We start from the raw sequence: 17751 nt of genomic DNA, 5'->3' as shown, positions 1-17751 counted from the left end.
GATATTTCCATGCAGTCACTCAGCCAGCAACTTATCAATCAACAATTCATCGACAACCAGTGGGTGCCCTCGGCGGGCACCCGACTGCTCGACGTGATGAATCCTTACCGCGAAGAGCGGATTGCCCAGGTTACGGCAGGTGACGCCGCGGATGTCGACGCCGCCGTCAAAGCTGCAAAGCTGGCGCAGCCCGCCTGGCAGGCGCTGGGCGGAACCGCACGGGCTAAATACCTTGAGGGGTTTGCCGATGCACTGGCAACGCGCCGAGACTCGATTATCACGCTTTCAGCGACCAACAACGGCAAGCCGCTTGCAGAAGCGGAGATCGATCTAGACGATGCCATTGCCTGCTATCGCTACTACGCCGGGCAGGCCAAGGCACTGGATGCCCGCCAGGGCGAGTTGGTTAGTGTGGAAATGGAGGGCGTTGAGGCGCGCACTTATCACGACCCCGTGGGCGTCGTGGGGCTGATCGCGCCGTGGAATTTCCCGCTGGTGACCAGCGCCTGGAAGCTGGCGCCCGCCTTGGCGGCCGGTTGTGCCGCGGTGCTTAAACCGTCCGAAATTACGCCGCTCCCCGAGCGGGTGCTGGCAGAAATAGCCCTAGAGATTGGCCTACCTGCTGGGGTGCTCAACCTTCTAAACGGCGACGGTGAGGGCATCGGTGCACCGCTGACCAACCATCCGGATGTGGATAAAATTTCCTTTACCGGCAGCAACCGCGTCGGTGAAGCGGTGATGCAAGCGGCAAGCGCCCGTACCGCCAGCGTTTCTCTGGAACTAGGCGGAAAGTCACCGATTCTGGTGATGGAAGACGCCGACCCCGCCCAGGCCGCCGACTGGGTAATGGCCGGTATCTACTTCAACGCTGGGCAAATCTGCTCAGCAACCTCACGGCTGCTAGTGCACGAAAGTGTAGCGGAAGGGCTCTATGCGGCACTTGCCGAACGTATGGATGTGCTAACGCTGGGCGACCCGCTTGCAGAAGGAACTGACTTAGGGCCACTGACCAGCGCCAAACAGCGCGACGCTGTACAGCGCTATTTAGATATTGCCGAACAGGAAGGTCTTACGGTAGTGCGCGATGAGCAACACCGCTCGCTGCCAGAGAAGGGCTACTTCCTGGCGCCCACGCTTTACCGCGATGTGCCGGTGGAAAGCCGCCTGTGGCAGGAAGAGATTTTTGGCCCGGTGCTCTGCGGACACAGCGTGGCAAGCGAAGCTGAGGCGGTTCAGCTTGCCAACGACAGCGTCTTTGGTCTGGCAGCCACGGTGATTAGCGGCGACCCCGGGCGGGCAAAGCGCATTGGCCGCCAGCTTAAAGCCGGTAGCATCTGGTACAACAGCGAGCAGCTAGTACTACCTGAAACCGCCTGGGGCGGCTTCAAGCGCAGCGGTATTGGGCGTGAACTAGGCCCTTGGGGGCTAAGTGCTTATCTGGAAGTGAAGCATGTGATTGGGCCTGCCTAACGCTTAGGCGTGAGCTTTAGGCATGAACTTATGGCATCGCATAACGCCGAGTCGATTTCCCGGCTTTTACCACCTGCCCCGGCACATCATGGCCGATAAGGTCGGGAAGGGTGGCGGCGACTTCAAGCAGTGCATCCAGATCGACACCGGTATCGACGCCCATGGCTTCAAACATATGCACCAGGTCTTCGGTGCATACATTACCGCTAGCGCCGGGGGCGAAGGGACAGCCGCCCAGCCCACCTAGTGAGGCATCAAAGCGGCTAATACCTGCTTGCCACGCCGCCAGGGCGTTAGCCAGCCCCATGCCGCGAGTGTTGTGGAAGTGCAGAGTGAACGGCGTTTCCGGCCAGCGCTCAAGCACGGCTGCGCACAGGCGTTTGACCTGGGCAGGGTTGGCCATGCCGGTGGTATCGCAGAGCGTGACGCCCTGAATGCCAAGGTCGATAAGCTTCTCAACCAGTTCCAACACCCGTGCTTCGGGTACTTCGCCCTCAAACGGGCAGCCAAAGGCGGTGGAGAGCGAGGCGTTGATAAACGCACCGCTGACTTTGCTGACCTCCAAAATCGCCGCGAATTGTTCAAGGGATTGCTCTGGCGTCATGCGCAGATTGGCCAGCCCGTGGCTGTTGCTGGCGGACATCACCAGATTGATCTCATCCACTTGGCAGGCAAGCGCTCGCTCGGTGCCTTTTACATTAGGCACCAGCACGGTGATATCGACCCCTTCACGACGCTGAATGCTGGTGACTACGTCGGCGGCATCGCGCAGGTTGGGAATCGCTTTAGGTGAAGTGAACGACGTTGCTTCGATGCGTCGTAGGCCGGTGGTGGAGAGCGCATCGATCCAGCGGATTTTCTCTTCGGTGGGCACAAAGCGTGCCTCAATCTGCAGGCCGTCCCGGGGGGCGACTTCGTTGATTTCGATCTTAGTGGGGCATGGGGTTGGCTGGTTCATGATGCGTTCCTTAAATAATGCCCGCTTGGCGAAGCTTGGCGCGGGTTTCGTGATCAATGCCCAGCTCATCCAATACGTCGTCGGTATGTTGGCCAAGCGTGGGGCCGCCGTCGCCCAGCCGCCCAGGGGTAGCGCTCAGTTTGGGCAGTACGCCGGGTACTTTTAGCGGTTTACCGTTGGGGCGAGTGAACGTTTGAATCATCTCCCGCGCCAAATAATGGGGATCAAAGGCGATATCTTCCGCCGTGTAGGGGTAGCCGGCGGGCACGCGGGCGTCATCCAAGGCTTGCAGAATGGCATCCCGAGGACGATCTGCCGTCCAGGCCTGAATGGCAGCATCAATCGCCTCGGCTTGCTGGCTGCGCCCATCGTTGTGGGCCAGCGCCGGGTCATTGGCCAGATCATCACGACCAATCACGCCCATTAAGCGTTTGAAAATGCTGTCGCCGTTACCGGCAATCAGCACGTAATCGCCACCCTGGCAGCGGTAGGCGTTTGAGGGGGTAATGCCGGGCAGGGCGCTGCCGCTGGGTTCGCGAACTTGGCCGCTGGCATCGAACTCCGGCAGCAGGCTCTCCATCATGGCAAATACCGACTCATACAGCGCAACGTCGATCTCTTGGCCCAGGCCGCTGCGGTTGCGCTCCTGGAGCGCCAGTAGCGTGCCAATCACCGCGTAGAGCGCGGAAAGCGAGTCGCCGATGCTCACCCCCACGCGTACCGAGGGTTCTCCCGGCTGGCCGGTGAGGTAACGCAGCCCGCCCATGGCTTCGCCAATCACCCCAAAGCCGGGCTTATCGCGGTAAGGCCCCGTTTGCCCGTAGCCGGAAATATGCACCATGATTAAGCGTGGGTTGAGTTGGGAGAGCGCTTCCCAGCCTAGCCCCCAGTTGTCTAAGGTGCCGGGGCGGAAGTTTTCCACCACTACATCGGCCTCGGCTGCGAGCTGGCGCACCAGGCCTTGCCCCTCTTCGCTGCGTAAATCTAACGCGACCGAGCGCTTGTTGCGGGTTTGGACGTGCCACCACAGCGAGGTGCCGTCTTCAATCATTCGCCATTTGCGAAGTGGGTCGCCGGTGCCGGGGGGCTCGATTTTAATCACGTCGGCACCGAATTCGCCCAGCAGTTTGGTGGCGAAAGGCCCTGCAATCAGTTGGCCAAGCTCAAGTACTTTTAAGCCCTGTAGCGGAAGCTGGCGCGCTTCGGAAGCATTCATTAAGGCTCTCTCTTATCATTGAGTGTTCACTATTAGCCAGCATGCGTGAGCTAATCAGGGGCGACAATTAGGCAATGGGTAACAAAGGGTTCGTGGCTGGCGAAGGTGTGGGCTACCATAGGGAGCTTGCTTTCAAGGAGTTCGTAGGATGCGCCGCTTTGATTTTGTCACCCTTAAACTGTTTATCTCCGTGGCGGATGAAGGTCGACTGACGGCGGCGGCGGAGCGTGAACACTTAGCTCTCGCCGCGGTGAGCAAACGCATAAGTGACCTGGAAACGTTGGTCGGCACCACGCTGCTCTATCGTCGCCCCAGAGGTGTAGAACTGACTCCTGCAGGTCAGGCGTTTTTGCATCATGCCCGACGTATTATGGATAACATTGAACGCCTGCAGGCCGAGCTCAGCGAGTATGGCGAAGGCGTCCGCGGCCATGTGCGTATCCACTCCAATACTTCGGCGATCATTGCCTTTCTTCCCCAGGATCTCAGCGCCTTCTCACGCCTCTACCCGGAAATCAAAATTGATCTTCAGGAGCGGGTCAGCAGCGAAATTATCGCTGCCGTTCGCGACGGACTGACCGATATCGGTATCTTTGCTGGGCATGTCGCGGCGCCCGACCTTCAACAGCTCTCCTATCGACAAGATCGACTCGTGTTAATGACTCCTATCGATCATCCTTTGGCTGGGCGTGAAAGCATCGCCTTTAATGAAGCGCTAGCTTTCGATTTTATCGGCTTGCAGCAGGATGCCTCGCTGCAGTCGCTGTTGAACGAGCAGGCTAACCTAGCGGGTAAAGCGCTGCGAATGCGTATTCAGGTACGCAGCTTCGATGCCATTTGCCGCATGATCCACCATGGTATGGGTGTTGGCGTACTGCCTGAGCAAACCATCTATCGTGATCTGGGAGACTTACAGCTTAAAAGTATCCCGCTTAGCGATCCATGGGCTCAGCGCGAACTGGTGATTGGCATGCGTCGCTATGCCTCGTTGCATGTGACTGCCCGGCATTTGGTGGATCACCTTACCCAGAAAGAGGATGAGCAATAGCTCAAGAAATTCTCCTTATGGCTTCGTGGTTTGAGAAAGCAAAGCTCCAATAGCTACCCTTTCAATGGCCTAAAGCAAGCTAAACAGTGGTTGATTAAAGGAGCTCGGTATTCATCTTTGGTCGTACGGCCGTGATGGAATGGATTTAAAAGCCCGTTATAGCAGCGTTTCTAGCCATCGTGTTTTACGAAGTCAGCCTTCTTGAACGTCGATTTGAGCCCTTGGGATGCATGTTTCAAGATCACGTAAGCGTTACCTGAAAGTTACAAGAACCACACCCAATAACGACAACCGTAGAGAGTCTATCCCATGCGGAAACAACTGCTTGCCACGCTGGCTACCCTAGGCATGCTAACGACGGCGCCGTTCGTCTTGGCGAATCCTATCGAAATCCAAGTTAACAACACCATGAGTGAGGGCGGTTCGGAAAGCGCAGCGGTGGAGCGCTTTGCTGAGTACTTAGAAGAACAGGCACCGGGTCGTTTCGATGTTCGTCCCTTCCTGGCGGGTTCATTGGGCGGCGAAAATGCCGTTTTGGAACTACTGAACCTTGGTCAAACCCAGCTCTCTATCACTGGCGGTAACTGGCGCCAGCAGTACGCGCCTGAATACGATGCCATTACTGTGCCCTTTGTGTTCTCAACCTGGGACGAAGTCGATGCCTATATGGAGAGCCCCTCTGGCCAGGCACTGATTGAAAAGGCGGAGAGTCAGGGCGGCCTTAAATACTTCGGCACCCAGCACCGCGGCCCGCGCCACATGACCGCCAATAAAGCCATCGAAACCCCGGAAGATCTTGATGGTTTCCGCATGCGCCTTCCTGCGCTGCCAGTATGGATGGAAGTGTGGGAAGAGATCGGCGCCCAGGTCGTCAATGTGCCCGCTCCCGAAATTTACCTTGCCATGCAGACCGGTCAGGTTGACGGCCATGAGAACTCGCTCTCATCGCCCTATACCCGCCGCCTGTGGGAAGTGCAGGATCACATCATTATGACCAGCCATGTGCAGTTCCCGTGGAACTGGGTGGCGAGTGCGCGCTGGTGGGAAGGTCTTGAGTCAGACGACCAGGCATTGATCGAAGAGGCCATTCATGTCGCCCGTGAGCACGGTACCGAGCGTGAGCGCGAACTCGATGAGTACTACCTGGAAGCACTGCAGGACGAAGGCATGACGGTTATTGAGCCTGATATTGCCGCTTTCCGCGAAGCCGCGTTACCGGCGATTGATCGTGTCATGGCCGAAATGGCCGACGGCGTTCGCGAGGATGCACTGGGTAACCAGAGCGAGTAACCCTCCTTTGGCAGAAACAGCGGCGGCCCACTGGGCCGTCGTTGTTCTTCAAGATAAATAAGTTTTACAAGACAAATAAGTTTTCATAACCGAAAAAAAGACGTCAGGGTAAGGAGTTCTGCTGTGGAAGACGCTGTAGCACCCAGCCAAGGGCCGGATCGAATCGCTTTCTATACGCTGCGCGGCGTCACCCGCCTGTGCGATGGGGTCGGCGTGGCGTTAATGGCGGCCATCCTGCTATTGATCGTGGCGGCGGTCATTGCCCGCGACTTGTTGGGGCTGGGCATGCCCTGGACCGAAGAAGTAGCGTCTATGTTGGCCATCTACGCGATTGGCTTTGGCTCGCTATCGGCGTGGGTGCGCAGTGAACACCTGGTGGTCGATCTGTTTAGTCACAAGCTTTCAGGCCTGGGTAAAAATATTCAGTACCGGTTTACTGCACTGATTTCCTGCGGTTTTTTTGCCCTTGCTGCCTGGGGGGCATGGATTATGTCGGACATGAGCGCCAACAATAAAACGGTCTCGTTAAGTATCAGCTTCAGCTATCTCTATTACGGCATCTTTTTCAGCTTTGTGGGCATGGCGCTGATTGCCCTTTGGCAAACTTTTCGCGGCCCGGTGGCGTGGTTGGAAACGTCCCATGAAGAGGAGGCTTCTCAACCATGACCGAACTACTGATTTTCGTCGGTGGCCTGTTAGTACTGATGGCCATTGGTTTGCCTGTGGTGGTCGCCATTGGCGTGACCTCCTTTATCGCCCTGGTGGCTACTGGTACCGGTGGGCTGCCCGTTGAGTTACTGCCGCTGCGCATGGTGCAAACGCTCAATAACTTTACTCTGCTGGCGATACCGTTGTTTATTCTGGCCGCCAACATCATGAATATTGGCTCCACCACTACGCGTATTTTCGACTTCGCCACCGCGCTGGTGGGCTTTACCAAGGGCGGCCTGGGTCACGCGAATGTGGTGGCTAGCTCCATTTTTGCCACTATGTCGGGCACTGCCGTTGCCGATGCCGCAGGGCTTGGCAGCATCGAAATCAAAGCCATGAAAGAGCGTGGCTATGCGCTGGATTACTCCACCGGTGTTACCGCTGCTTCCAGCGTTATTGGGCCGATTCTGCCGCCCAGTATTGCCTTGGTTGTGTACGGCTGGTTAGCCAATGTGAGCATTGGCGGGCTGTTTATGGCGGGGCTACTGCCGGGTATTTTGATGGCGCTGCTGCTGATGGGGATGACCGTGCTACTGGCTGCCAGTGGCAAGGTGGTGATGCCCAAGCCCACACCCTTTGATGCTTGCGAAGTCGCCCGCACCGGTAGGCGTGCCATCTTGCCATTAATGATGCCGGCGATTATCGTCGGTGGTATTTGGGGTGGTTTCTTCACACCCACCGAGGCGGGGGCTATTGCCTCGCTCTACGCGGTAATTCTAGGCGGGCTGATCTACCGTGACTTGAACTGGCGAGACCTCTATAACGCTTTCCGCCGTACCCTGATGTTCAGTGCAGTGATCCTGCTGATTATTGCGGTCTCCAGCTTTTATGGCTGGATCCTGGTGCGTATGGGGATCCCTCAGGCGTTGGCGGGGCAGGTGGCCAGCATCGATATGCCAACGATCCTGCTGTTGCTCTGCTTTGCGCTGTTCTTCCTGCTTATCGGCTGCTTTATGTCGGTGATTGAAAGCATCCTGATTTTTACCCCGATTGTGGTTCCCGCGGCGCTAAGTGCCGGATTAGACCCCGTGCATTTCGGTATTGTGATGGTGATCACGCTTTCAGTAGGGGTTATTACCCCGCCCTTTGGCACCGTGTTGTTCCTGATGGTGGGGATCACACGGTTGCGCTACGGCCAGGTCGTCACGGCGATCATGCCGTTCTTACTGCCGATTATCGCCACCATTCTACTGCTCATCGCCGTGCCGGGGCTGGCTACTTGGCTGCCAGACGTTATGGGGTATTGATGTAAAAGGAAAGCGAATGAAAATGCCGCACAACACGTTTAAGCAGCAACTGCTGGCGGGACAGCCCCAAACGGGGATTTGGCTCGGCTTGGCGAGCGCCTACACCGCGGAGATTGCCGCCACGGCAGGCTTTGACTGGCTGCTGCTTGACGCCGAGCATGCTCCCAACGATGTATCGAGCCTGCTTGCCCAACTACAGGCACTGGCCCCCTATGGCAGCCACCCGGTGGTGCGCCCGCCCACCGGGGATACGGTGCTGATCAAGCGCTACCTGGATATTGGCGTTCAGAACCTGTTAATCCCCATGGTGGAAACGGCTGAGCAGGCTGCCCAGCTGGTGGCGGCCACACGCTATCCACCCCGCGGTAGTCGCGGCGTTGGTCATGTGCTGGCACGCGCCTCGCGCTGGGGGCAGGCAGAAGGCTACCTCTCCCGCGCCGATGACGAAATCTGCCTAATGCTGCAGGTAGAGAGCCCCCAGGCACTTGCCAATCTGGAGGCAATCGCCGCAGTAGAAGGTGTCGATGGGGTGTTCATTGGCCCGGCGGATTTATCGGCCTCAATGGGGCACCTGGGCAACGCCAGTCATCCTGACGTCACCGCGGCGATTAGCGATGCTATCACCACAATACGTGCGGCAGGGAAGGCCGCAGGTATCGTGACGGTGGATGAGCAGGCAGCCCGCGGCTATCTTGCAGCGGGCTGCACCTTTGTTGGGGTGGGTATCGATGCCCTGCTCTATGCCAATGCCCTGCGCGGTCTGGCGGAGCGGTTCAGGCACGAATGAACAAAGCGTCGGGGTTACTCTACGGCAGGCAAAATCCGACCTGGGTTCATCAGCCCTTTAGGGTCAAACAGGGTTTTAACCCCGTTGATCAGCTCCCGCTCAATCGGCGATAGCCGCGCCAGATAAGGCGCTTGCTTGGTGCGGCCAATGCCGTGCTCGGCGCTAATGCTACCGTGAAAATCGTCGAGCACTTCAAACAGCCGCTCTTCCAAGTCGTGCAGGTGGGCTTTCTTATCGCTATCCGCCATTGCCGTGGGCGGCAGTATATTGAAGTGTAGGTTGCCGTCACCCACATGCCCGTAGGCAATAATTTCGCACTCGGGGGAAGCGGCCATGACCACGTCACTGGCGCGGGTAACGAAGTCGGGTATCGCCGAGATGGGCACCGAGATATCGGTACGCAGGTGCTCTCCGCGCCGCCGTTGGCCTTCCAGCATGCTTTCGCGGAACTGCCATAGCTGGGCGGATTGGGTGTCGCTGGAAGCCAGCGCGCCATCCAGCACCAGCTCGCGCTCCATGCCGGTTTCCAGCAGCGCTTCCAACATCGAACCCAGATCCACTGGCCCCGTGGTCGCGACTTCCATCAGCACGTACCAGGGGTACGCGTCTTCAAGCGGGTCACGCAGCTCTGGCGTTGCTTCAATCGCCAGCTCGATACAGCGGCGAGGAATCAGCTCAAAAGCCGTCAGCAGGTCGCAGCACTCCCGGCGCGCCAGACCATACAGGTCGATGACCGCCTGGATGGAGGGTAGGCCCAGTAGAGCAGTCCGGTTCTGGGTAGTGCGTGGTGAAAGCTTTAACACTGCGCCCGTAACAATACCCAGCGTACCTTCACTACCCAGAAACAATTGCTGAAGGTCGTAACCGCGGTTGTCTTTGTGCAGCGCATTCAGGCTTTCCCAGACGCGCCCATCGGGCAGCACCACTTCAAGCCCCAGCACCAGCTCGCGCATCATGCCGTAGCGGAGTACGTTAAGCCCGCCCGCATTGGTGGCAATATTTCCACCAATCTGACAACTGCCTTGGGCGCCCAGCGAGAGCGGAAAGTCACAGTCATGATCAAAAGCCGCCAGCTTGACGTTCTCAAGGATGCAGCCAGCGTCTACGGTAATGGTGAAGTTAATCGGATCAATGGCGCGCACGCTATTTAAGCGCTCAAGACTGATCACCAACTCCTGACCGTTGGTGGCGGGCAAGGCGCCCGCCACCAGACCGCTATGGCCGCCCTGTGGCGTCATCGCGATTCCTTGGGCGTAGCAGCGCTTTACCACCTCGGCGACTTCTTCCGTGTTAGCCGGACGGGCCACCGCCAGTGGTGTGCCCAGCGTATCTCCCGCCCAGTCGCTAATGTAGCGCGCTATGGCGTCTGGCTCGCGCAGCAAGCCTCGCTCGCCGAGCAGGCTGGTTAGCTCATTTAGAAAGGAGGTGGTGTCTGTCATTACTTCTCTTCCTTCCAGGCCGCGCCCTCGGGGAAGCGGTGCTGTGCTTGGGATTCTGCGTGCATGGCGATACTGTAACCTGGCGCTTCAGGCACTTGGTAGCGGCCACGGTTGATTACTACCGGGTCAATAAAGTGTTCGTGCAGGTGATCCACATATTCAAGCACGCGACCTTCAAGGCTGCCGGATACCGCGATATAGTCGAACAGGGAGATATGCTGGGTGTACTCACACAGCCCGACGCCACCGCCGTGGGGGCAAATTGGCACGCCGAACTTGGCGGCCATCAGCGTTACTAAAATCACTTCGTTAAGCCCGCCCAAACGTGCCGCATCGAGCTGGCAATAGTCGATGGCATCCGCCTGGAAGAACTGCTTGAACATCACTTTATTGTGACAGTGCTCGCCAGTGGCGACGCCGATAGGCGCAACCCGGTGGCGGATTTCGGCGTGGCCGAGAATGTCGTCAGGGCTGGTGGGCTCTTCTATCCATAGCGGGTCAAATTCGGCCAGCCGACGCATCTTGGTGATCGTCTCGTCGACTTCCCACACCTGGTTGGCGTCCATCATCAGCACGTTGTCCCAACCGATCTCTTCGCGTAGCAGCGCCGCTCGGCGGGCATCCTCTTCAATGTCGCCGCCAATCTTCTGTTTGAAATGAGTCCAGCCTTCAGCCAGCGCTTCACGCGCCAGACCGCGCACTTTCTCGTCGCTGTAACCCAGCCAGCCCGCTGAAGTAGTGTAGGCGGGGTAGCCATCGTGGCGCATTTCGGCTTCGCGGGTTTCTTTGCCGGAGGCCTGACGGCGCAGCAGACAGATCGCTTCTTCCGGCGTTAGCGCGTCGGTGACGAAACGGAAATCAAGGCAGCGCACCAGCTGTTCCGGGGTCATATCCACCAGCAGCTTCCACACCGGCTTACCTTCGTTTTTCGCCCACATATCCCACACGGCGTTGACGATGGCGGCGGTGGCTAGGTGAATTGCGCCTTTATCGGGGCCAATCCAACGCAGCTGGCTGTCGCCAGTAATTTCTCGCCAGAACGTGCCCATGTTGTCGGTTATCGACTCAAGCGTTCGTCCCTCGATCAGCGGCGCTAGGGAGTGCAAAGCGGTCACCACAATCTCGTTGCCGCGGCCAATGGTAAAGGTTAAGCCGTGCCCCTCGGGGCTGGCGTCATCGGTGTGCAGGATGACGTAGGCGGCGGAGTAGTCCGGCGCGGCATTCATGGCATCCGAGCCATCCAGAGAACGCGAGGTGGGAAAACGAATATCCTGGATCTCGACGCGAGTGATGGTTGTCATTGTGCGCTCCTAGGCTGTGATATGAGTGGCGTATTGATTGTTAGAATCAGCGGCGCGCTAAGTGGCGCATCAGTTCGCGAATACCGTAGGTCCAGGGCGGCAATTGATCGCTTCTGCCTACCTGGTTGACCAGGGCGCCCAGGGCCGGGGTGGCGATGGTGACGCGATCACCCAGATGATGGGTAAAACCCTGGCCTTCCCCGTCGCGATCCTGAATGGGCGAAAACATGGTGCCGAGGAACAGCATAAAACCATCCGGATATTGGTGGTGGTCGCCGATGGTTTGGCTTACCAAGTCCAGCGGGTCGCGGCTGATTTCGCGCATATCGCTCTCGCCCTGGAGCAAGAAGTCGTCATCCTCACCCTCGATACGTAGCGATACCTGGCAGTTGCGCACGCTGTCGATATCGAAATGGTCATCAAATAGGCGAATGAAGGGGCCAATGGAGCAGGAGGCGTTGTTGTCTTTTGCCTTACCTAACAGCAAAGCGCTGCGCCCTTCCACATCGCGCAGATTAACGTCGTTACCCAGAGTCGCGCCGCGCACTTGGCCGTGGCTATCTACTGCCAGGACAATTTCCGGCTCGGGATTATTCCACTGCGAGGACGGGTGCAAGCCCACCGGGGTGCCAAAACCAACTGATGAGAGTGGCTGGGCTTTGGTAAATACCTCCGCATCGGGGCCGATGCCGACTTCCATATATTGTGACCACCCACCGCGCGCTTGAAGCGCTTTTTTAAGCGACATCGCCTCTTCAGAACCCGGCGCAATCTTGGAAAGGTCGGTGCCGATCAGTGCCTGCAGGTCGTTGCGCAGCTCCACCGCTCGTGCCGGGTCGCCGCCCGCTTGCTCTTCGATCACTCGCTCTAACAAACTCACAGCGAAGGTGACGCCGCAGGCTTTAACGGCCTGAACATCGCAGGGGGCTAGCAGGTAGGGCGCTTGTGGTTGGGGTAACTGAGAGTTTTCCAGCAGTGCCTCGACACTACCTAGGTTGGGGCCTTCCGCTCGCTGCACTACCGCTTGTAGGTCGTCGCGTTCCAGCAGGTCAGCCATGGTGGGCCCATAGGCGGTAATGTCGATCACCTGACCGTTGTTGACGGTCACTAGCGCGGGGCCAGGATGGCTGCCCTCCAGCCAAACGCGGCCAACCAGCAGCGCGTTACCCAGGTCGGCGGGAAGTGTGTCCGTCGATGAAAGTGGATTCATGTACTTCTCCATTCGCTCTTAGAATTAGTTTTAATCGTTAGCAGTGGGAGGCGACTGGCGCTAAACACGCCATCGCCTATCATGTTATAGATGTCGCTTTGTATGACAGGTATGCCAGTTCATTGCTTACTTTAGCGCACCGCTCCATTTCGGGTCGATAGTTAAATCTATCTAGAGGACGACGGTTTCGCTAAGTGTGGCTCTCACAATAAAAGCAAAAGTGTTAAGGAGAATTTCATGTTAGACGAGTGGAACGGTAAGCGAGCACTTATCACCGGTGCTAGCCGTGGCATTGGCGCGGCTGTGGCGAAGCAATTGGGGGCGCTGGGAGCGCATGTAGCGGTGCACTATCACAACAGTGAAGCGCCCGCTGAAGCAGTGGCTAAGGCGATTCGCGATGCGGGTGGGGAAGCCTTTACCGTTAAAGCAGACGTCAGCCACACCAGCGAGACCCAAAAACTCGTCGACGATGCCGCCGAGCGTCTGGGCGGTTTAGACCTGTTGATCAATAACGCGGGGGACATGCTGGGCCGGGTTGGCTTAGGTGAGATGGACGATGACCAATATGACCGGGTCATGGATCTCAATGTCCGTTCAGTGATTATGGCTAGTCGGGCGGCGCTACCGCATTTTCGTCGCGCAGGTGGCGGCAATATTATTCACACTACCTCGATTGCCGCACGTAATGGCGGCGGGGGAGGCGCTGGCCTATACGCCTCAGCAAAAGGCTTTGTGAGCACGATAACGCGAAATATGGCCAAGGAACTTGCCGGGGATAATATCCGCGTGAATGCTGTGGCCCCCGGTACGATTGCGACCGATTTTCATGAGCGCCACTCAAGCGATGCTCATCTAAACGCAGCTCGGGCATCGATTCCCATGGGGCGTTTGGGCACGGCGGAAGAGTGCGTGGGCGCGTACGTTTTTCTGGCGACCGATACGCTCAGTGGCTATGTCACTGGTCAAATCATTGAGGTCAACGGCGGGCAGTTAATGCCATGAATAGCTCCCCACGCTGTTATGAAATTGCTATCACCATGGGCGACCCTGCTGGCATCGGCCCTGAGATTATTTGCCGCGCGCTGAGTGCTATGTCCGCCACCGAACGTGCCACGGCGATGGTCATCGGTGACCCGGCTATTTATCGCCGTGCGGCGGCAAGTGTTGGTGTTGTGCTTGAGTTCGTGCCATTGGAGCAGGCAGAGAGCGATAAGGATTGTGTGGCGGTCGGTGTGGTCGAGGTGCCGAAAGGCGTTGAGATTGCTGATGGTCAAATTAGCGCCGGTGCGGGTGATATGGCGTTTCGCTGCGTTCATAAAGCCGTGGAATTGGTGCAGGCGGGGCGGGCGCAGGTGATTGTCACCGCCCCGCTGAACAAGGCGGCGTTGCATGAATCTGGGCACCATTACGATGGCCACACCGGGATGCTGGCATCGCTGACCGGTGCGCCCTCGTCGTTTATGCTGCTGGCATCTGAGACGCTTTCGACGCTGCATGTTTCCACTCACGTGTCGCTACGTGATGCGATCGACCGGGTGACCCCTGAACGCATCATTGCCACCGTTGAAGCAGGACACGCGCACTTGCTCGCGTTGGGTATGAATGCCCCGCGCATTGCCGTGGCAGGCCTCAACCCGCACTGCGGTGAAGGGGGGATTTTTGGCGACGAAGATAGTCGCTGTATCGCCCCAGCGGTGGAACGCTTGCGGGAACGGGGTTTTGATGTGAGCGGGCCGATCTCTGCGGATACGGTGTTTTACCGCGCTTCGAAAGGCGAGTTCGATTTGGTCATCGCCCAGTATCACGACCAGGGCCATATTCCCGTCAAACTGATTGCTTTTGATACCACGGTCAATGTCAGCCTTGGCTTGCCGCTGCAGCGTACCTCGGTGGATCACGGCACCGCCTTTGATATTGCCTGGCAGGGCAAAGCCGATGCCACCAACATGGGGTCAGCGATTGCCTATGCGCGACGGTTAGCCAGTGGCGCCAAGGCATGAGCGGCTGCCGATTGGCGATTATTGCCGATGATCTTTCGGGCGCGCTGGACACTTCAGCACCCTTTGCCGCGCGAGGCGCAGATGTCCGCGTGGTGATTAGCCTGGAGGCATTAGCGACAACGCTAGAGGCATGGCAAGGCCAGTGGCCAGAGGTCATCGCCGTGAATACCCAGTCCCGCCATCTGCAATCTGAGGAGGCGGCGCTTCGGGTAAGCGAAGCAGTGCGTTTGCTCACGCGAGTCGCGCCGCAGGAGTGGTTCAAGAAAGTCGATTCAACCCTGCGTGGCCAAGTAGTCGCAGAGTGCACAGCACTGCGGGAAGCGCTTGGCTTTCCCCTGCTGTTGGCTCCCGCGGTACCGGCCCAGGGGCGAGCAGTGCGTAATGCCGAAGTGTGGGTGGACGGCATTCCACTGGCTGATACCACCTACCAACAGGATGCCCTCTCAACACCTCTGATCGGCCCCATTGATCAGGCATTTGCCGTCAGCGGACAACCGCTGCAGCGCTATCGCTCTGGTCAGGGCGCTCAACTCCCTAACGGGGACTGTATCGCCGATGCCCAAAGCGACGAGGAGCTTGCTGCGCTCTATCAGCTCGTGTCGAGTGCTGGCTGCCGCCGAGCAATGGCGGGGGCTGCGGGGCTGGCAACGGCTATCGCCCAGCGCCTTTTCGGGTGGCCTGATGCACCGTTTCGAGCGTTGAATAGCGTCAATGCAGTGCTTTATGCCATCGGTTCTAGAAGCCCTCGTGCTGCCGAACAGCTCCAACAGTTGCGACAATACGTGCCCGGTTTGGCCGTGATTAAAGCGTGTACCGAGCCCTCTGCTACACCCTGTAATAGTAGCCCGGCCTTAGGGGCCTATGTGGTTGTGCCCGGAGAGAGTGAGGAACGCACGGCAAACCAAGTCGCCGAGTCGATGGCTTCCAAAGTGACCGACATTACGTCTGCCTGGCGGGACGATGATCCGTGTTTGCTATTTTTAACCGGCGGGGATACCGCCATGGCCGTGCTGACTCAACTGGGGGTGAGTTATATCTGTGTCGAGACGGAGTGGTCACCCGGGGTGGCGCTAGGGAGTATGGATGGCGATAGGCGAAAGCGAGTGATGACTAAAGCAGGTGGCTTTGGCGATCCTCAACTGCTGGTGCGCTTATACCATCAGTTCGCTCCACGGCTTGAATCATCATAGGCACTACTAAAATCGTTACCTGGATAGTTGCGCGATTGCGGGCAGCCAACTAAGTTTGAAGCTGGTGGTATGACACGTATACAGCGCTATGATCGGTTACGTTGGTTGCCGCCGCTTAAAAAATAACCAATACATCACAATAAATAGCAGCAAATCACACTATCCAACAACAAATCCAATGGTTGTGAGGAGTACACGATGAGCCACAAACGCCAACAATCGCTTAAGATGGTCCGCCTGCTGACCGCTACGCTTATCGCCGGTGGTCTCTCAGTGACCGGTGCTGTGCATGCGCAAGAAGAACTCACCTTTGCTCACGTCTATGAGACATCCGAGCCCTACCACGAGTGGGCACTGTGGGCGGCAGATGAAATCGAGGAGCGTACTGATGGCCGTTATTCGATCAGTGTCCACCCGGCGTCATCACTGGGTAAGGAGTCGGACATCAACGAAGGCCTACAGCTTGGCACGGTTGATCTGATCTACACCGGCAACCAATTTGCCGGTCGTTTCTATGGCCCGGTGGGGATCGCTGGCGCGCCCTATATGTTCCGCGATTTTGACCATTGGCAGGCCTATGCTGATAGCGACCTGTTCAAGGAAATCGCCCAGGGCTACCAGGATGAAACCGGTAACGTACCGCTGGCCATGAACTACTACGGGCGTCGCCATGTAACCTCCAACGAACCGATCAATACGCCGGAGGACATGCAAGACCTGAAAATTCGTACGCCCAATGCGCCAATGTACATGATGTTCCCCGAAGCGGTGGGCGCCAACCCCACTCCGATCGCTTTCTCCGAGGTTTATCTGGCGCTGCAGCAAGGTGTGGTGGATGCTCAAGAAAACCCACTGCCGACCATTCGCGCCAAAGCGTTTCATGAGGTGCAGGACTATATCAATCTGACCGGGCATATCACCGATTCGCTAATCACCATCGCCGGTGGCCCATTGTGGAATCGCCTCTCCGAGGAGGATCGTGAGGTTTTCCGTGAGGTCTACACCGAAGCCGGCGAGCGCATCACTCAAGATATCTTGAAATCCGAGGAAGAGCTGGTGGCTTGGTTCGAAGAGCAGGGTGTGACCGTCAACGAAGTCGATATAGAACCCTTCCGCGAAGCCACGATTCCTGCCCATAACGGTGAAGCGGCGACTTGGGATCAGGAAACCTATGATCGTCTGCAGGCTATCGGCCAGTAATCAGACTATCGGACGGTAATGCCGTGAGGCCTGAGTTTTCCAGAATCCGTACGTTTCCGGGATCGTTTTTTTCGTAGACCAAGACTCGCCCCGCCCAAGCCTCGGGTGGGGCGAAGCGGGAGCCTTCCATGATCCAAACTGACTCTACTGACGAGACCAGCCTTGCAGGTCTCGACGATGATTCCTTCAACATTCACGACTATGCCCTGGAGGATTTCCTGACGCTTGGGATCTTCTGGCTACTGGCACTGGATGTCTTTATGCAGTTTTTCAGCCGCTATGTGCTGGGTAATTCCATCGCCTGGACGGAGGAGATGGCGCGCTATCTATTGGTTATGGTGGGCTTTATGGGCAGCACCATGGCCGTGCGAAAGGGATCGCATATCGCAGTGGAATTTTTCTATCGCTACATGCCGGGGTGGCTGGGGCGCGTGATGTCGACGCTGGTAGACCTGATCAATATTGCCTTCTTCGCCAGCATGGCCTGGATCACCTTCAAACTGGCTGATCGTACCAGTGCCATGATGACCTCTGTGGATATCCCTAAAAGCTGGCTTTACTACTTGGTGATGGTGGGCTTTATCATCATGCTGGTGAGAGGGGTGGAGGTGGCTATTCGTCACTGGCGCTCGGGCACCAGTGAACTGCTCAATACCCAATAACAACACGCCAACACGCTACTCT

General features: G+C 57.6%; 16 protein-coding genes. 11 read left to right on the top strand and 5 right to left on the bottom strand.

Annotation, left to right across the window (positions count from 1 at the left end):
- Window positions 1-9: 9 nt before the first annotated feature.
- Window positions 10-1470, top strand: a complete 1461-nt coding sequence (locus tag YERSI8AC_RS19970) for an aldehyde dehydrogenase family protein (protein WP_159177384.1) — start codon at window positions 10-12, stop codon at window positions 1468-1470.
- A gap of 28 nt (window positions 1471-1498) precedes the next feature.
- Here the strand turns inward: YERSI8AC_RS19970 and YERSI8AC_RS19965 are convergent, their stop codons facing one another.
- Both YERSI8AC_RS19965 and YERSI8AC_RS19960 read right to left on the bottom strand, forming a co-directional pair.
- Window positions 1499-2428 carry a hydroxymethylglutaryl-CoA lyase gene (locus YERSI8AC_RS19965; protein ID WP_159177383.1) on the bottom strand — a complete coding sequence of 310 codons (930 nt, stop codon included), beginning with the start codon at window positions 2426-2428 and terminating at the stop codon, window positions 1499-1501.
- 10 nt (window positions 2429-2438) lie between these two features.
- Window positions 2439-3644 (bottom strand): CaiB/BaiF CoA transferase family protein, encoded by a 1206-nt coding sequence (locus YERSI8AC_RS19960; RefSeq protein WP_159177382.1) that lies wholly within the window; start codon window positions 3642-3644, stop codon window positions 2439-2441.
- A gap of 148 nt (window positions 3645-3792) precedes the next feature.
- Here YERSI8AC_RS19960 and YERSI8AC_RS19955 point away from each other — a divergent pair, with 148 nt between their 5' ends.
- The 5 genes from YERSI8AC_RS19955 to hpaI all read left to right on the top strand — a co-directional run bounded on the left by YERSI8AC_RS19955 (window position 3793) and on the right by hpaI (window position 8727).
- Window positions 3793-4692 (top strand): LysR family transcriptional regulator, encoded by a 900-nt coding sequence (locus YERSI8AC_RS19955; protein WP_022521899.1) that lies wholly within the window; start codon window positions 3793-3795, stop codon window positions 4690-4692.
- A 309-nt stretch (window positions 4693-5001) separates the two neighbouring features.
- A complete protein-coding gene (locus YERSI8AC_RS19950; RefSeq protein ID WP_022521900.1) occupies window positions 5002-5982 on the top strand; it encodes a TRAP transporter substrate-binding protein in 981 nt (326 codons plus the stop codon).
- Between the two features lie 123 nt (window positions 5983-6105).
- Window positions 6106-6648 (top strand): TRAP transporter small permease, encoded by a 543-nt coding sequence (locus tag YERSI8AC_RS19945; protein WP_022521901.1) that lies wholly within the window; start codon window positions 6106-6108, stop codon window positions 6646-6648.
- Window positions 6645-7940, top strand: coding sequence for a TRAP transporter large permease (locus tag YERSI8AC_RS19940; protein WP_009287487.1), 1296 nt, complete (start codon window positions 6645-6647; stop codon window positions 7938-7940). The genes YERSI8AC_RS19945 and YERSI8AC_RS19940 overlap by 4 nt, the downstream gene beginning before the upstream one ends.
- A 16-nt stretch (window positions 7941-7956) precedes the next feature.
- Window positions 7957-8727: a 4-hydroxy-2-oxoheptanedioate aldolase gene (gene hpaI, locus YERSI8AC_RS19935; RefSeq protein ID WP_022521902.1), complete on the top strand. Its 771-nt coding sequence runs from the start codon at window positions 7957-7959 to the stop codon at window positions 8725-8727.
- A 14-nt stretch (window positions 8728-8741) separates the two neighbouring features.
- On the opposite strand, the gene YERSI8AC_RS19930 is transcribed toward hpaI, so the two are convergent.
- From YERSI8AC_RS19930 to YERSI8AC_RS19920, 3 genes are read right to left on the bottom strand one after another with little or no spacing between them, the layout of a single operon-like run.
- Complete coding sequence (locus YERSI8AC_RS19930) at window positions 8742-10166, bottom strand: FAD-binding oxidoreductase (RefSeq protein ID WP_022521903.1); 1425 nt, start codon at window positions 10164-10166, stop codon at window positions 8742-8744.
- Window positions 10166-11467: an L-fuconate dehydratase gene (locus YERSI8AC_RS19925; RefSeq protein WP_138799377.1), complete on the bottom strand. Its 1302-nt coding sequence runs from the start codon at window positions 11465-11467 to the stop codon at window positions 10166-10168. The genes YERSI8AC_RS19930 and YERSI8AC_RS19925 overlap by 1 nt, the downstream gene beginning before the upstream one ends.
- Window positions 11468-11513: 46 nt before the next feature.
- A complete protein-coding gene (locus YERSI8AC_RS19920) occupies window positions 11514-12677 on the bottom strand; it encodes a fumarylacetoacetate hydrolase family protein (RefSeq protein WP_138799378.1) in 1164 nt (387 codons plus the stop codon).
- A 237-nt stretch (window positions 12678-12914) separates the two neighbouring features.
- On the opposite strand from YERSI8AC_RS19920, the gene YERSI8AC_RS19915 reads away from it, so the two are divergent.
- The 5 genes from YERSI8AC_RS19915 (at window position 12915) to YERSI8AC_RS19895 (ending at window position 17729) form a co-directional block, all read left to right on the top strand.
- Window positions 12915-13679 carry an SDR family NAD(P)-dependent oxidoreductase gene (locus YERSI8AC_RS19915; RefSeq protein WP_159177381.1) on the top strand — a complete coding sequence of 255 codons (765 nt, stop codon included), beginning with the start codon at window positions 12915-12917 and terminating at the stop codon, window positions 13677-13679.
- Window positions 13676-14677, top strand: coding sequence for a 4-hydroxythreonine-4-phosphate dehydrogenase PdxA (pdxA, locus tag YERSI8AC_RS19910; RefSeq protein ID WP_159177380.1), 1002 nt, complete (start codon window positions 13676-13678; stop codon window positions 14675-14677). The genes YERSI8AC_RS19915 and pdxA overlap by 4 nt, the downstream gene beginning before the upstream one ends.
- On the top strand, window positions 14674-15867 hold the full coding sequence (locus YERSI8AC_RS19905; RefSeq protein ID WP_159177379.1) for a four-carbon acid sugar kinase family protein: 1194 nt from the start codon (window positions 14674-14676) through the stop codon (window positions 15865-15867). Before pdxA ends, YERSI8AC_RS19905 begins: the two co-directional genes overlap by 4 nt.
- Window positions 15868-16065: 198 nt before the next feature.
- Window positions 16066-17067 carry a sialic acid TRAP transporter substrate-binding protein SiaP gene (locus YERSI8AC_RS19900; protein WP_159177378.1) on the top strand — a complete coding sequence of 334 codons (1002 nt, stop codon included), beginning with the start codon at window positions 16066-16068 and terminating at the stop codon, window positions 17065-17067.
- Between the two features lie 128 nt (window positions 17068-17195).
- Window positions 17196-17729: a TRAP transporter small permease gene (locus YERSI8AC_RS19895; RefSeq protein ID WP_022521910.1), complete on the top strand. Its 534-nt coding sequence runs from the start codon at window positions 17196-17198 to the stop codon at window positions 17727-17729.
- Window positions 17730-17751 lie beyond the last annotated feature (22 nt).

Source organism: Halomonas sp. 113, from assembly GCF_904067645.1.
GTDB classification, from domain to species: domain Bacteria; phylum Pseudomonadota; class Gammaproteobacteria; order Pseudomonadales; family Halomonadaceae; genus Vreelandella; species Vreelandella titanicae.
Note: the sequence above shows the minus strand (reverse complement) of the source record. Positions and strands in the feature narration are given on the sequence as shown.